The sequence below is a fragment of the Lactobacillus sp. LL6 genome (assembly GCF_007570935.1).
Taxonomy (GTDB): domain Bacteria; phylum Bacillota; class Bacilli; order Lactobacillales; family Lactobacillaceae; genus Lactobacillus.
Map to the genome: position 1 here is coordinate 639,830 of NZ_VLLR01000001.1, position 13,851 is coordinate 653,680.

At 36.0% G+C, this 13,851-nt stretch carries 16 protein-coding genes; 15 read left to right on the top strand and 1 reads right to left on the bottom strand.

The annotated features are described in order from the left end of the window. Window positions 1-128: 128 nt before the first annotated feature. Window positions 129-1,481, bottom strand: a complete 1,353-nt coding sequence (locus FOD82_RS03260; protein WP_144355060.1) for a Mur ligase family protein — start codon at window positions 1,479-1,481, stop codon at window positions 129-131. 145 nt (window positions 1,482-1,626) lie between these two features. Here FOD82_RS03260 and FOD82_RS03265 point away from each other — a divergent pair, with 145 nt between their 5' ends. From FOD82_RS03265 to FOD82_RS03335, 15 genes are all read left to right on the top strand, one after another. Beyond that, complete coding sequence (locus tag FOD82_RS03265; protein WP_144355061.1) at window positions 1,627-2,226, top strand: thymidine kinase; 600 nt, start codon at window positions 1,627-1,629, stop codon at window positions 2,224-2,226. 28 nt (window positions 2,227-2,254) lie between these two features. Beyond that, window positions 2,255-3,343, top strand: coding sequence for a peptide chain release factor 1 (gene prfA, locus FOD82_RS03270; protein WP_144355062.1), 1,089 nt, complete (start codon window positions 2,255-2,257; stop codon window positions 3,341-3,343). Continuing rightward, a complete protein-coding gene (gene prmC / locus FOD82_RS03275; protein WP_144355063.1) occupies window positions 3,336-4,178 on the top strand; it encodes a peptide chain release factor N(5)-glutamine methyltransferase in 843 nt (280 codons plus the stop codon). Before prfA ends, prmC begins: the two co-directional genes overlap by 8 nt. Then, on the top strand, window positions 4,178-5,176 hold the full coding sequence (locus tag FOD82_RS03280) for an L-threonylcarbamoyladenylate synthase (RefSeq protein WP_144355064.1): 999 nt from the start codon (window positions 4,178-4,180) through the stop codon (window positions 5,174-5,176). The genes prmC and FOD82_RS03280 overlap by 1 nt, the downstream gene beginning before the upstream one ends. Window positions 5,177-5,264: 88 nt before the next feature. Then, window positions 5,265-5,894, top strand: coding sequence for a uracil phosphoribosyltransferase (upp, locus tag FOD82_RS03285; protein WP_144355065.1), 630 nt, complete (start codon window positions 5,265-5,267; stop codon window positions 5,892-5,894). A 122-nt stretch (window positions 5,895-6,016) separates the two neighbouring features. Beyond that, the gene (atpB, locus tag FOD82_RS03290) at window positions 6,017-6,730 is read left to right on the top strand and encodes a F0F1 ATP synthase subunit A (protein ID WP_144355066.1); all 714 of its coding nucleotides are present in this window, start codon (window positions 6,017-6,019) and stop codon (window positions 6,728-6,730) included. Window positions 6,731-6,748: 18 nt separating this feature from the next. Further along, window positions 6,749-6,973: a F0F1 ATP synthase subunit C gene (atpE, locus tag FOD82_RS03295; RefSeq protein ID WP_144355067.1), complete on the top strand. Its 225-nt coding sequence runs from the start codon at window positions 6,749-6,751 to the stop codon at window positions 6,971-6,973. A 48-nt stretch (window positions 6,974-7,021) separates the two neighbouring features. Beyond that, window positions 7,022-7,531 (top strand): F0F1 ATP synthase subunit B, encoded by a 510-nt coding sequence (gene atpF / locus FOD82_RS03300; RefSeq protein WP_144355068.1) that lies wholly within the window; start codon window positions 7,022-7,024, stop codon window positions 7,529-7,531. Then, a complete protein-coding gene (gene atpH, locus FOD82_RS03305; protein WP_144355069.1) occupies window positions 7,531-8,079 on the top strand; it encodes an ATP synthase F1 subunit delta in 549 nt (182 codons plus the stop codon). Before atpF ends, atpH begins: the two co-directional genes overlap by 1 nt. A 14-nt stretch (window positions 8,080-8,093) precedes the next feature. Beyond that, window positions 8,094-9,605 (top strand): F0F1 ATP synthase subunit alpha, encoded by a 1,512-nt coding sequence (gene atpA, locus FOD82_RS03310; protein WP_144355070.1) that lies wholly within the window; start codon window positions 8,094-8,096, stop codon window positions 9,603-9,605. An 11-nt stretch (window positions 9,606-9,616) separates the two neighbouring features. Beyond that, a complete protein-coding gene (locus FOD82_RS03315) occupies window positions 9,617-10,579 on the top strand; it encodes a F0F1 ATP synthase subunit gamma (protein ID WP_144355071.1) in 963 nt (320 codons plus the stop codon). Between the two features lie 22 nt (window positions 10,580-10,601). Beyond that, window positions 10,602-12,041 carry a F0F1 ATP synthase subunit beta gene (gene atpD, locus FOD82_RS03320; RefSeq protein ID WP_144355072.1) on the top strand — a complete coding sequence of 480 codons (1,440 nt, stop codon included), beginning with the start codon at window positions 10,602-10,604 and terminating at the stop codon, window positions 12,039-12,041. An 11-nt stretch (window positions 12,042-12,052) separates the two neighbouring features. Then, a complete protein-coding gene (locus tag FOD82_RS03325; protein WP_144355073.1) occupies window positions 12,053-12,487 on the top strand; it encodes a F0F1 ATP synthase subunit epsilon in 435 nt (144 codons plus the stop codon). Window positions 12,488-12,547: 60 nt separating this feature from the next. Beyond that, window positions 12,548-12,778, top strand: coding sequence for a DUF1146 family protein (locus FOD82_RS03330; RefSeq protein WP_144355074.1), 231 nt, complete (start codon window positions 12,548-12,550; stop codon window positions 12,776-12,778). Between the two features lie 83 nt (window positions 12,779-12,861). Continuing rightward, complete coding sequence (locus FOD82_RS03335; protein ID WP_144355075.1) at window positions 12,862-13,851, top strand: rod shape-determining protein; 990 nt, start codon at window positions 12,862-12,864, stop codon at window positions 13,849-13,851.

A 13,851-nucleotide genomic window follows, 5' to 3' on the forward strand; every position in this document is an offset into this window, starting at 1 on the left:
TCCTTTCTCTATTAATAGTACTAGTATAGAAGGTTATTGAAAAAATTGAGTAATATTCATGAAGTTTAATTAATTTTTATTTTTTAGAAAATTAAAATGGTTCAAGTACGAAAACTTGAACCATTATTTTACATACCAGCTTTAATAATTTTCTTTTCAGCCATTGTTTTTCTAAGGGCTAGCATAGCAGTATAAGTTGATAGAATATAAACTTTTTTAGTTGGTAATTTACTGATTTCTTCAATCAAGCTATCATTATCAGGACTTGTGACCATCATTCCAGGATCAAAACCAGCAATTTCAAGTCTAAAGCCCATGTCGTGCCAGCGTTGACCTCCAACTAAAATTTTCTTGATTTTACTCTTGTCCAATCCTTCGAAATCGGCATCCCAAATCCAAGAAGTATCAATTCCATCTGCATGATTGGCGTTCAATAGAGTAATTAATGAATAGTTATCTTGTTCAGTGTTAAGCATATGAAGCACTTCATCAAGGCCAACAGGATTTTTCACTAAGATAAGATCAATATCTTTATTGGCATATTTAATTAATTCCTGACGTCCAAAAATACGTTTATTTTCGGCAAAACTTTCAGCAACCTCTTCATCGCTTAAACCAAACTCTCGAGCAACTGAATAAGCAGCTAAAGCATTATAAATATTGTAAGTACCACCTATACCAATAGAATAATCTTTATTTCCCATTTGGAATTTTAGACTATTAGGAGTTTGATCAATGATTTTGTTGACGGTATAAGTAAGGTCTGGTCTATGATAACCGCAGTTAGGACAGAAGAAGTCACCTAAGTTAGCATAAATACGTTCGTGATAATGAAGTACATGGTCACATTCAGGACATAGAACGCCATCCGTATTTACAGGTGCTTTAAAGTCATTTTCTGCCTTATCGTTTGGTAATTTAAAACCATAAAATACTTTAGGATTTGGTAATTTTACTGATGAAAAAATGCTGGCATCGCCATTCGCAATAACTTTGGCTTTAGGCTCTAATTTTATGCCGTTCACGATTTTTTCATAGGTTGTATAAATTTCTCCATACCTATCCATTTGATCACGGAAGATATTAGTTAAAACAAATGCACTTGGATGAAGCAATTTAGTAACCATTTTAACATTTGCTTCATCAACTTCTAAAACTGCAATCTTGCGACTAACCTTTTTATTTTTATGTGCTAAAAAAGCAGTTACAATTCCTTGTTGCATGTTAGAGCCGGATGGGTTAGTTAAAATATCCCCATATTTTTTCTTTAAAGCTTCAACAATCAAAGCAGTTGTCATAGTTTTACCATTAGTTCCAGTTACGATAATTGTTTCGTAGCCATTAGCCAATGTATTTAATACTTCTGGGTCGATTTTCATTGCAAGTTTTCCTGGAAAACTGGTTCCACCTTTTAAAACGTTGTGTAAGAACCAATATGAGGATTTTCCGGCAACTTTTGCAATACCTGATTTAAAACTCATTTTTGATAATCCCTCACTTTAAAACTAGTTTTTATATTACCATATTAAATGCAAGAAAACGATATTTTTAACGTTGACCACTGCACAAAAATGAAAATTCTTATATACTAGAGAGCGGATATTTTTATAAAAGGGAGAAAAATACATGGCGCAATTATTTTTTCGATATGGTTCAATGAGTAGCGGTAAAACAATTGAAATTTTAAAAGTAGCTCATAACTACGAAGCGCAAGGACGAAAGATTGCACTTTTAACAAGTGGCCTTGATAATCGCAGTGGCGTAGGAACAGTAGCTTCTAGAATTGGTCTTCATCGTCAAGCAACTCCAGTAAGCGATGAAATGAATATCTTTGAATATGTAAAAAGTAATAGTGAAAAAGATATGGCAGCTGGAAATGGAAAAATTGCTTGTGTACTAATTGATGAAGCACAATTTTTAAAAAAGCATCATGTCTTAGAATGCGCTAAAATTGTAGATGAGCTAAAAATTCCAGTTATGGCTTTTGGACTCAAAAATGATTTTCAAAATCATCTTTTTGAAGGCAGTGAAAATTTATTGATTTATGCTGATAAAATTGAAGAGATGAAAACTATTTGTCATTATTGTGGTCATAAGGCTACAATGAATTTGCGAATTAATAATGGTGTGCCTGTTTACGAAGGTGAACAAGTACAAATTGGCGGCGATGAGAGTTATTACCCAGTTTGCCGTTTTCATTATTTTCACCCAAGTCAAAATAGATAAGTTTAATTAATACAGAAGGGGTAATTAGATGGATAAAGTTATGGCGCAACTTGAAGGATTAGTTGCACACTATGAAGAATTACAAGAAATGATGGCTGATCCAGAAGTCATCAATGATACCAAGCGCTACATGGAAATTTCTAAAGAAGAAGCAGATTTGCGTGAAGTTGTTCAAAAATATAACAAATATAAGAGCGACAAAAAAGAAATTGAAGATAATAAAGAAATCATCTCTAATGAAAGTGATTCTGATTTAGTTGAAATGGCTAAAGAGGAAAACTCTGAATTAGAGGAAGAAGTTGTTAAATTAGAAGACGAAATAAAAATTTTAATGCTTCCAAAAGACCCTAATGATGATAAGGATATTATTATGGAAATTCGAGGAGCAGCCGGTGGGGATGAAGCTTCCTTGTTTGCTGGCGATCTTCTTAGAATGTATGAAAAATATGCTGAAACTCAAAATTGGAAAGTTTCTCTTATTGATTCAGAAGCTACTGAAGTTGGTGGATATAAGCGTGTTGCTTTAATGATTACCGGAGACAAAGTATATTCAAAATTGAAATATGAAAATGGCGCTCACCGTGTTCAACGTGTCCCAGTTACTGAGTCCCAAGGTCGTGTTCATACTTCAACTGCTACCGTAGCTGTTATGCCTGAATATGAACAAGTTGATATTGATATCGATCCAAAAGACATTCGTGTTGATGTTTATCGTTCAAGTGGTGCTGGTGGTCAGCACATTAACAAAACTTCCAGTGCTGTTCGAATGACTCACTTACCTACTGGAATTGTAGTTGCAATGCAAGACCAACGTAGTCAACAACAAAACCGTGAAAAAGCAATGCAAATTTTGAAGAGTCGTGTTTATGATTACTATGAAAGCCAAAACCGTGATCAATATGATGAAAAGCGTAAAAATGCGGTAGGTACAGGTGACCGTTCAGAACGTATCAGAACTTATAATTACCCACAAAATCGTGTAACTGATCACAGAATTGGTTTAACTATTAATAAGCTTGATCGTGTAATGAATGGTGAGCTTGGTGAAATTATTGATGCTCTTATTCTTTACAACCAAACTAAGCAATTAGAGGAGCTTGCTGACCAAAATGCCTAAAACTTTAAAAGAGATTAGAACTTTAGCTGGAGAAATTGCTACTAATGCGCGTCCAGAAGATATTGATTATCTTTTGTCTGAGAGGTTAGATTTAACTCCTAGTGAGTTTGAATTAAAGCAGGATATGGTATTAGAGGATAGTCAAATTAAACAAGCTCAAAAAGATATTAAAAAACTTGCAAAAGGAGTTTCTCCGCAATATATTTTGGGCTATGCTTGGTTTTTGGGTTATAAAATTATGGTTCAGCGCGGGGTTTTGATTCCTCGTTTTGAAACTGAGGAATTAGTTGAATGGACGTTAGAAAATTTAAACGATAATGAAACTATTCTTGACTTGGGAACCGGTAGCGGTTGCATCACTGTTGCCTTAGCAAAAGAAGCAGAAAAAAAGAATATAAAAAATCTTAATTTCTATGCTTCAGATATTACAGATAGTGCGTTAAGAATTGCTGAAGAAAACTTTTTAACTTATGAAGTTGACGCAACTGTTAGAAAGGCTAATGTTTTAGTTGGATTAGGGAAATTTGACAAAATAGTTTCTAATCCCCCATACATTAAAAAAAGTGAAACTAGCGTAATGGATCAAAATGTCCTTCAAAACGAACCTAAAGAAGCCTTATTTGGTGGAGAAGATGGTCTTGAATTTTATAAAAGGTTTGCTAAACAAGTGCGTGAGCATTTGAATAGTCATGGTGAATTTTTCTTGGAATATGGTTTTAGTGAAAAAGAAGAATTGGCAGATCTTTTTGCACATGAATTGCCAGATTTCGATATTAAATTCAAGAATGATATGGCCGGTAAGCCCCGCATGGTATATGGAAGGTGGCAAAAATAATGGATACCAAAATTTTTACAGAAGATCAATTAGATGATGCAGTAAAATTACTCAGTCAAGGAGAGTTGGTAGCTTTTCCAACTGAAACTGTATATGGATTAGGGGCAATTGCCACAAATGAACGCGCTGTGAAGGGAGTTTATGCTGCTAAAGGCCGTCCTAGTGATAATCCGTTAATCGTTACAGTATCTAATGAAAAGATGATTGAAAAGTATGCAAAAAGTGTTCCAGAACGTGCTAAAAAACTTATTAAGCATTTTTGGCCTGGCCCTTTGACAATTTTGCTTTATGTAAAACCAAATGCTTTGCCAGAAGCTGTAACAGGAGGTCTTGATACAGTTGCTTTTCGCTGTCCAGATCACAAGTTGACTCATGATTTAATTGAAAAACTAGGTTATCCAATCGTAGGCCCATCTGCCAATACTTCAACCAAACCCAGTCCTACTACAGCAGAACATGTCTATCATGATTTAAAAGGAAAAATTGCTGGTATTATTGATGGTGGGGAAACTCGCGTAGGACTTGAATCCACAATTATTGATTTATCTGTAGATACGCCAATTGTTTTGCGTCCTGGTGAAATTACTCCTGAAGAATTGAGTGAAGTATTAGGAGAAGAAGTATTAATTAATACCGGAAAAGTTTCTGATAAAGAAATTCCTAAGGCTCCTGGGATGAAATATCGTCATTATGCTCCGAGTGCTCCAGTTGTAGTAGTAGATAATAGTGATGATTTTTCAAAAATTGATTTTGAGAAAGATATGGGCGTAATGGCACTAGATTCAATTTTAGAAGAAATTGATTTACCTGAAGAAAATAAATTTAGTCTAGGTAAAAATTTGGTTGATGCAGATCATAATTTGTTTGGTGGATTGCGTTATTTTGATGATAAAAATAATATTGACCGTATTTTTGTTCAAGGGTTTAATCAGGGTCAAGAAAGCCTTGCGTATATGAATAGATTGAATAAAGCTGCTGGTGGACATCATTTTAATTAAAAAAATTAAGACAAGGGGTTTAAACCCTTGTCTTTTTTGATAAAATAAGTTGTGACATTACTTTAGTTTATACAGGAGGCAAACACAAATGGGAAAGTTTGTAGTTTTGGATCACCCATTGATTCAACACAAATTGACAATTATTCGTCGCAAGGAAACTGGTTCTAACGAATTTCGTAGAATTGTTGGTGAAATTGGTGGTTTGATGACTTATGAAATCACTCGAGATTTACCACTTCAAGATGTTGAAATTGAAACACCAGTTGGTAAGACCACTCAAAAAGAAATTGCCGGCAAAAAATTGACTATTGTGCCAATTTTACGTGCGGGTATGGGAATGGTTAATGGTGTTTTAGAAATGATTCCGTCTGCAAAAGTTGGTGTTATTGGAATGTATCGTGATGAAGAAACATTAATTCCTCATGAATATTTCTGTAAGATGCCACAAGATGTTGCAGAACGTGAATGTTTAATTGTTGACCCAATGCTTGCCACTGGTGGTAGTGCAAACATGGCAATTGACGCTCTTAAAAAGCGTGGTGTAAAAGACATTAAGCTTGCTGTTTTGGTAGCTGCTCCGGAAGGAATTAAGGCAGTTCAAGAAGCACATCCAGATGTTGATATTTACGCAGCTGCAGAAGACGAAAAATTGCTTGACAATGGTTACATTTTCCCAGGCTTGGGAGATGCTGGTGACAGACTATTTGGTACAAAATAGTTACCCATTCGTAAAAAAATAATATTTTAAATGCGCTTACAATTTTCACAAAGACAAATTTTGGTGTTAAGATAATAAGCGTGTTCGAGTTTATTCAGCACGAGAAGGGAGGTCACGAAGTAATGGAGAAATCATTTGTTATCAATTTTTTAGGATTGAACTTTGATATGACAGGCGTTATAGGTTCAACCTTGATGGCATTAGCAGTATTATTCGTTTGTATCTGGCTTTCACGTAAAGTAGAACTCAAACCTAACAAAAAGCAAAATGTGCTAGAGTATCTATTGGACTTTACTAACGGAATTGTCCGGGATAACGTTGAAGATGTAGATGCTCAAAAGCACTTATCGCTTTATGCTTTTGTTCTATTTCTCTTTATTTGGTTTATGAACCAATTGGGAATGTTCATGGAAGTTCAAGTCGATGAATTTATGGTCGTTAAGTCACCAACTGCTGATCCGGTAGTAACAATGTCATTTGCAATGATGACTCTGCTTCTATCTTTCTCATTTGGAGTACAAAAGTTTGGAGTAGGTGGGTATTTAAAAAATTATACTGCACCGGTTGGATTCTTACTTCCAATCAATGTGATTGAAGAGTTTACCAATTTCTTAACATTGGCACTTCGTTTATATGGGAATATTTATGCTGGTGAAGTTTTGCTAACTTTGATTGGTGGTAGATTAGCTCAAAGCTTTGGTATATCAACTATGATTTTAGCAGCTCCATTGGCTATGATTTGGCAAGGGTTCTCTGTCTTCATTGGCTCTATCCAGGCATATGTATTTGTAACTTTGTCAATGGTGTACATTGGTAAGAAGGTTACCAAAGAATAATTTTTTGGAGGTTTATTTATGTCAGAAGCTTATAAATATCTCGCTGCATCAATCGCAGCTGGTTTAGCAGCCTTAGCTGCATCCTTCGGTAACGGTAAGGTTATTTCAAAGACCATCGAAAGTATGGCTCGTCAACCTGAAAGTGCCGGCAACTTAAGAGCAACTATGTTTATTGGTGTTGGTTTGATTGAAGCCGTTCCAATTTTGGCTATCGTTGTAGCCTTCTTGATTCTTTTCCTTTAATTTTTGAAAATAAAAATAAATTAGGATAAAAAGAGGGAAGGGCAGTAAATGACATTTCAAACATTATTTGCAGCCTCACATCATATTTACCTAGGTAATGCTATCTGGTATCTTGTTGTTTTTGCCATCTTAATGCTTTTAGTTAAGCATTACGCTTGGGGACCTGTCTCCGATATGATGGAAAAGCGGCGGCAAAAAGTTATTGATGATTTGGATTCTGCTGAAGCTAACCGTAAAAAGGCTGAAACTTTAGCCAATGAACGTGAAGCTGCACTTAAGAATTCAAGACAAGAGGCAACTCAAATTCTCTCTGACGCAAAAGAAAATGCACAAAAAACTAGCAAAGAAATTGTAGCTAATGCTAATGACGATGCTGCATCTATTCGTAAAAAAGCTGAAGCCGAAGCTAAAAAAGCAAAAGCTGAAGCTCTAGATGATGCTCGTGGTCAAGTTGCGGACATTTCTGTAGCAATCGCTGAAAAAGTTATTGCTAAGAATTTATCTGCTGAAGATCAAAAAGATTTAGTCGACCAATTTATTAAGGGGCTGAATGATTAATGGCTTTAAGTAGAGAAGAAATTGCTGCACGCTACGGCGTAGCACTGTTTGGCTATGTGCAAGATATGAAGGTTTTAGACTCTGCGCATGAAGAACTTCAAGCACTTAAAAAAGCAGTTGAAGAAAATCCTGCAATTATTGGAGTTTTAAGTAATCCTGTACTCAATAAAGATGATAAAAAGAAAATTCTAGCTGAAATTGAAAAAGATTTTTCAAATGAAGTTCAATCTTTTCTTAACTTATTACTTGATTACAATCGTTTTGGCGATTTAATTGGTATTATTGATTACTTTAATAACCTTTATGATAATGAGAAGTCGATTGCATCTGGAAAGGCAACTACTGCAGTTAAACTAGATGATAATCAACTTAAGCGTTTAGGTGAAAGCTTTGCTAAGAAGTATAACCTAAAGGCTGTGCGTCTTGAGAATCAAGTTGATCCAAGTATTTTAGGCGGCGTGATCCTTCAAGTTAAGGATCTCGTGATCGATGGTTCAGTTAAAACTAAGCTGAACAAGATCCGTGCGCAATTAGTTGATGAAAATTAAAAGAGGTGAAACCATTGAGCATTAAAGCGGAAGAAATTAGCTCTTTGATCAAGCAACAACTTGAACATTATGACGATAAGCTCAACATTGATGAAGTTGGTGTTGTAACTTACGTAGGTGATGGTATCGCCCGTGCTCACGGATTAGACAATGCGCTTTCTAACGAATTGTTAGAGTTCGACAATGGCTCTTACGGTATCGCCCAAAACCTAGAATCAAATGATGTAGGTATCATTATTTTAGGTACTTTTGACGATATTCGTGAAGGTGACCGGGTTAAGAGAACTGGTCGAATCATGGAAGTTCCAGTCGGTGACGCACTAATCGGTAGAGTTGTTAACCCTTTAGGTCAACCTGTTGATGGTTTAGGTGAAATTAAAACTGATAAGACTCGTCCAATTGAAACAAAGGCTCCGGGTGTTATGGACCGTCAGTCTGTTGATCAACCACTTCAAACTGGTATTAAGGCTATCGATGCTTTAGTTCCAATTGGTAAAGGTCAGCGTGAATTGATTATCGGTGACCGTAAAACTGGTAAAACTAGTTTAGCAATTGATACCATTTTGAACCAAAAGGGTAAAGACGTAATTTGTATTTACGTTTCTATTGGTCAAAAAGAATCAACCGTTAGAACTCAAGTTGAAACTTTAAAGCGCTTCGGTGCAATGGATTATACTATTGTAGTTGAAGCCGGCCCAAGTGAACCAGCACCAATGCTTTATATTGCACCATATGCTGGTACCGCAATGGGTGAAGAATTTATGTACAATGGCAAGGATGTATTAATCGTATTTGATGACCTATCTAAGCAGGCCGTTGCTTATCGTGAACTTTCCTTGCTTCTCCGTCGTCCGCCTGGTCGTGAAGCTTACCCAGGTGACGTGTTCTACTTACACTCACGTTTGCTTGAACGTAGTGCTAAGCTTAACGACAAGTTGGGCGGTGGATCAATGACTGCATTGCCATTTATCCAAACTGAAGCTGGAGACATTTCTGCATATATTCCAACTAACGTTATTTCAATTACTGATGGGCAGATTTTCTTACAAAGTGATTTATTCTTTGCTGGAACTCGTCCAGCCATTGATGCGGGTAACTCAGTTTCTCGTGTTGGTGGTAGTGCCCAGATCAAGGCGATGAAGAAGGTAGCTGGTACTTTGCGTACTGACCTTGCTGCATATCGTGAACTTGAAAGCTTTGCACAATTTGGTAGTGATTTGGATCAAGCTACTCAAGCTAAATTGAATCGTGGTCGTAGAACTGTTGAAGTTTTGAAGCAGCCACTTCATGATCCAATTCCAGTTGAAAAGCAAGTGTTGATTCTTTATGCATTAACTCACGGCTATCTTGATTCAATTCCAGTCGAAGATATTTCTCGTTATGAACAAGAAATTTACGACAATTTTGATAGTAGTCACGCAGACTTGCTTGAACATATTCGTAAGACTGGTGAATTACCAGATGAAAAGAAGTTGCAAGCTGCTATTGAAGAATTTAATGATAGTTTTTCACCAAGTAAGAATTAGGAGGTAATTATATGCCTGCATCTCTACTTGAGTTGAAGAAAAAGATTGCTTCAGTTAATCAAACTGGTAAAATTACTGAAGCCATGAGAATGGTTTCTGCATCTAAATTGAACCAAACTGAAAAACATGATAAAGGTTACTCAGTTTACAATGATCATATTCGTGAAACATTATCTCGCATTGTAAGTTCTCAAGTAGTTGACCACTTACGTGAAGAAAATGCAACTGTTGATGAAAAGAATATTGCTAAACTTGATTATGCCAATGTTTTTGGATTAGGTATTACATCTGACTTAATTCAAACCCGTAAGAATATCAAATCAACTGGTTACTTAGTGATTACTGGTAATCGTGGCTTAGTGGGTTCTTACAATAGTTCAGTAATTAAGAATATGATGGGACTTTTTGAAGATTCAAAAGCTGAAAATAAAGATGTTAAAATTTTAGCTGTTGGTTCAGTTGGGGCACAATTTTTTAAAAAGAATAATTTAAATGTTGTGTATGAAAATGACAATATTACGGATGTTCCAACTTTTGCAGAAGTTTTACCAATTGTTTCAACTGCTATAAAGATGTATATGAATGGCGTTTATGATGAATTATATGTTTGCTACACTCATCATGTTAACTCGCTTTCATCTGCATTTAGAGTTGAAAAAATGCTCCCAATCGTTGATTTAGATATCGGCGTAAAGGAAGCTGAAGCACATCAAGAATTAGAATATGATATTAAACCAGATATCAATACTGTATTGACATCACTTTTACCACAATATGCACGTTCAACTATTTATGGTGCAATTCTGGATGCAAAAACTGCCGAACACGCAAGTTCAATGACAGCTATGCAAAGTGCGACTGACAATGCAAAAGATTTGGTATCGAATTTAACTACTAAATTAAACCGTGCAAGACAGGCACAAATCACTACTGAAATTACTGAAATTATCGGTGGTGCTAATGCCTTAGAATAGATAAAAGAAGGAGGTAGATGTTTTGAGTGAAGGTGAAATCGTTCAAGTAGTCGGCCCAGTTGTCGACGTTAAATTCCCATTGAACAAGGAACTACCTGATATTAATAATGCTTTAAACGTTATTAAGTCTAAAGATGAAACAATTACACTTGAAGTTACACTTGAACTTGGTGATGGTGTACTTAGAACCATCTCAATGGAATCTACCGATGGTCTTCGACGCGGAATGAAAGTCGAAGATACTGGTGGTCCAATTTCTGTTCCAGTTGGTGAAGATACTTTAGGACGTGTGTTTAACGTTTTAGGTCAGCCAATTGATAATGGACCAGAATTTCCAAAGGATCATCCACGTGAAGGTATCCACAAACAAGCACCTAAATACGATGAATTAACTACTAGTCGTGAAATTCTTGAAACAGGGATTAAGGTTATTGACTTACTTGAACCTTATGTCCGTGGTGGTAAAGTTGGTTTGTTTGGTGGTGCCGGTGTTGGTAAGACTACCATTATTCAAGAGTTAATTCACAATATTGCCCAAGAACACGGTGGTATTTCTGTATTTACTGGTGTTGGTGAAAGAACTCGTGAAGGTAATGACCTTTACTTTGAAATGAAGGCTTCAGGTGTTTTGAGTAAAACTGCCATGGTATTTGGTCAGATGAACGAGCCACCTGGTGCCAGAATGCGTGTAGCTTTAACTGGTTTGACTCTTGCTGAATACTTTAGAGATGTTGAAGGACAAGATGTATTGCTCTTTATTGATAACATCTTCCGTTTCACTCAGGCCGGTTCAGAAGTTTCAGCTTTGCTTGGTCGTATGCCTAGTGCTGTTGGTTATCAACCAACTTTAGCAACAGAAATGGGTCAATTGCAAGAAAGAATTACTTCAACTAAGAAGGGTTCAATTACTTCAATTCAAGCCGTTTATGTTCCAGCCGATGACTATACTGACCCAGCTCCAGCTACTACTTTTGCTCACCTTGATGCCACTACTAACTTGGAACGTAGTTTGGTTGAGCAGGGTATTTATCCAGCTGTTGATCCACTTGAATCTAGTTCAAGTGCGCTTGACCCTGAAGTAGTTGGTAAAGATCACTATGAAACTGCTACTCGTGTACAACACGTTTTGCAACGTTACCATGAATTACAAGATATTATTTCTGTTTTGGGTATGGATGAATTATCTGATGAAGAAAAACTTATCGTAGCTCGTGCTCGTAAAGTTCAATTCTTCTTATCACAAAACTTCTTTGTTGCTGAACAATTTACTGGTGTTCCAGGTTCATACGTTCCAATTAAGGATACTATTGCAGGCTTTAAGCTTATCTTGGATGGTCATCTTGATGATCTTCCAGAAGATGCCTTTCGTGGTGTAGGCCCAATTACTGATGTTTTGAAGAAGGCACAAGAAATGGGCGTTACTCCAAATGATCCAGAAGCTAAAGCATTGCTAGAAAAGTAGGGTGATGTCATATGGCAGATCCAGAAAAGCTTTTTACAGTAAATGTTGTAACTCCTGATGGCTTGATCTATTCTCATCGCACAAGCATTATTGATATGCGTGCAATTGATGGTCAGCGTTCAATTATGTATGGTCACGTGCCAATTCTAACTCCTCTTGCAATTGGTGATGTTAGAGTTAAGCGCAGCCGTGAAATGAACAATAGAGTTGATCACATTGCTGTTAATGGTGGTTATATGGAGTTTTCTAATAATACCGCTACAATTATTGCTGATAGTGCAGAACGTGCTAGAAACATTGATGTTTCTCGTGCTCAAGCAGCTAAAGAACGTGCTGAAAAGCATCTTAAAGAAGCTCGTGAAAAGCATGATGAACGTTCACTTGAGAGAGCTCAAGTTGCGCTTAGACGGGCTACTAACAGAATTAATGTTTATAATTCTAAATAATTAAGCCTATATTTAAGACGGACGCATTTAGTGCGTCTGTCTTTTTTTAAGGAGAAATTTATGGTTCAATTAGGTATTCATGCAGTAATTAGTATTATTATTTATTTAATTACTATTGGTTTTTCATTTCAGGCAATGAAATCATTACAGGTTGAAAAATTTATTCGTAAAGGTCGTACTTTTGAAGCACAAGTTTTAATACTATTTATGGCAATTGGATTAGGATTTTTAGTAGGACAATTTTTTGTTACCTTAATTGATACATCAATGCAATTAAGTAATTTCTTTTAAAACTTAGTAAAGTATATAATACTAAGGGCATCTTTTCGTCATTTATGGTAAAATGGACGATGAAATATACATGGAGGGTTATTGTGGCACGAAATATAGGAATAGATTTAGGGACAGCAAATGTGCTTATCAATGTCTCTGGAAAAGGTATTGTATTAAATGAACCTTCTGTTGTAGCTGTTAACACATCAACTAATAAAGTGGTTGCAGTTGGATCAGAAGCTTATGAAATGGTAGGAAGAACTCCTGGTAATATAAGAGTTATTCGTCCATTGAAAAATGGGGTAATTGCTGATTTTGATATTACAGAAGCGATGCTTTCATATTTCATTCAAAAATTGAATGTTAAGGGATTTATGTCAAAACCAAATATTTTGATTTGTGCACCTACTGGCATTACTTCAATTGAGCAGAAAGCAATTATTCAAGCTGCTGAAAAATCAGGCGGCGGAAAAGTCTATTTGGACTTTGAACCTAAGGTTGCAGCAGTTGGTGCTGGTCTTGATATTTTTAAACCTCAAGGTAACATGGTTATTGATATTGGTGGTGGTACTACAGATGTTGCCATTTTATCAATGGGTGAAATTGTAACTAGTCAATCATTGCGTTATGCAGGGGATAAGATGAATCAAGCAGTTATTTCTTATATTAAGAATAAACATAACTTGCTAATTGGTTCTCGTACTGCTGAACAAATTAAAATTGAAATTGGTAGTGCTTTTGAACCTGATGAGAATGCGTCAATAACTGTTCGAGGACGTGATGTTGTTGATGGATTACCTAAGCAGACTACTGTTACAGCACCAGAAATTCAAAAAGCTTTAGAAAGTGGCTTGCTCGATATTGTTGCAGCTGCAAAAGAAGTTCTTGAAACAACTCCACCGGAATTATCTGCAGATATTATTGATCGCGGAATCATGTTAACCGGTGGTGGTGCAATGCTTAAAAATATTGATAAACTCATTTCTTATCATTTACAAGTTCCAGTATTAACAGCTGACCATCCTTTGGAAGCTGTTGCACTTGGTACAGGAACTTTGCTTAAAAATATTGAAAAGCATGAGCGTCATTAA

What these genes read in the sequence shown, in the direction of transcription:
- FOD82_RS03260 (WP_144355060.1), bottom strand. Translation starts at nt 1,481, where the DNA reads ATGAGTTTTAAATCAGGTATTGCAAAAGTTGCCGGAAAATCCTCATAT.
- FOD82_RS03265 (WP_144355061.1), top strand. Translation starts at nt 1,627, where the DNA reads ATGGCGCAATTATTTTTTCGATATGGTTCAATGAGTAGCGGTAAAACA.
- prfA (WP_144355062.1), top strand. Translation starts at nt 2,255, where the DNA reads ATGGATAAAGTTATGGCGCAACTTGAAGGATTAGTTGCACACTATGAA.
- prmC (WP_144355063.1), top strand. Translation starts at nt 3,336, where the DNA reads ATGCCTAAAACTTTAAAAGAGATTAGAACTTTAGCTGGAGAAATTGCT.
- FOD82_RS03280 (WP_144355064.1), top strand. Translation starts at nt 4,178, where the DNA reads ATGGATACCAAAATTTTTACAGAAGATCAATTAGATGATGCAGTAAAA.
- upp (WP_144355065.1), top strand. Translation starts at nt 5,265, where the DNA reads ATGGGAAAGTTTGTAGTTTTGGATCACCCATTGATTCAACACAAATTG.
- atpB (WP_144355066.1), top strand. Translation starts at nt 6,017, where the DNA reads ATGGAGAAATCATTTGTTATCAATTTTTTAGGATTGAACTTTGATATG.
- atpE (WP_144355067.1), top strand. Translation starts at nt 6,749, where the DNA reads ATGTCAGAAGCTTATAAATATCTCGCTGCATCAATCGCAGCTGGTTTA.
- atpF (WP_144355068.1), top strand. Translation starts at nt 7,022, where the DNA reads ATGACATTTCAAACATTATTTGCAGCCTCACATCATATTTACCTAGGT.
- atpH (WP_144355069.1), top strand. Translation starts at nt 7,531, where the DNA reads ATGGCTTTAAGTAGAGAAGAAATTGCTGCACGCTACGGCGTAGCACTG.
- FOD82_RS03315 (WP_144355071.1), top strand. Translation starts at nt 9,617, where the DNA reads ATGCCTGCATCTCTACTTGAGTTGAAGAAAAAGATTGCTTCAGTTAAT.
- FOD82_RS03325 (WP_144355073.1), top strand. Translation starts at nt 12,053, where the DNA reads ATGGCAGATCCAGAAAAGCTTTTTACAGTAAATGTTGTAACTCCTGAT.
- FOD82_RS03330 (WP_144355074.1), top strand. Translation starts at nt 12,548, where the DNA reads ATGGTTCAATTAGGTATTCATGCAGTAATTAGTATTATTATTTATTTA.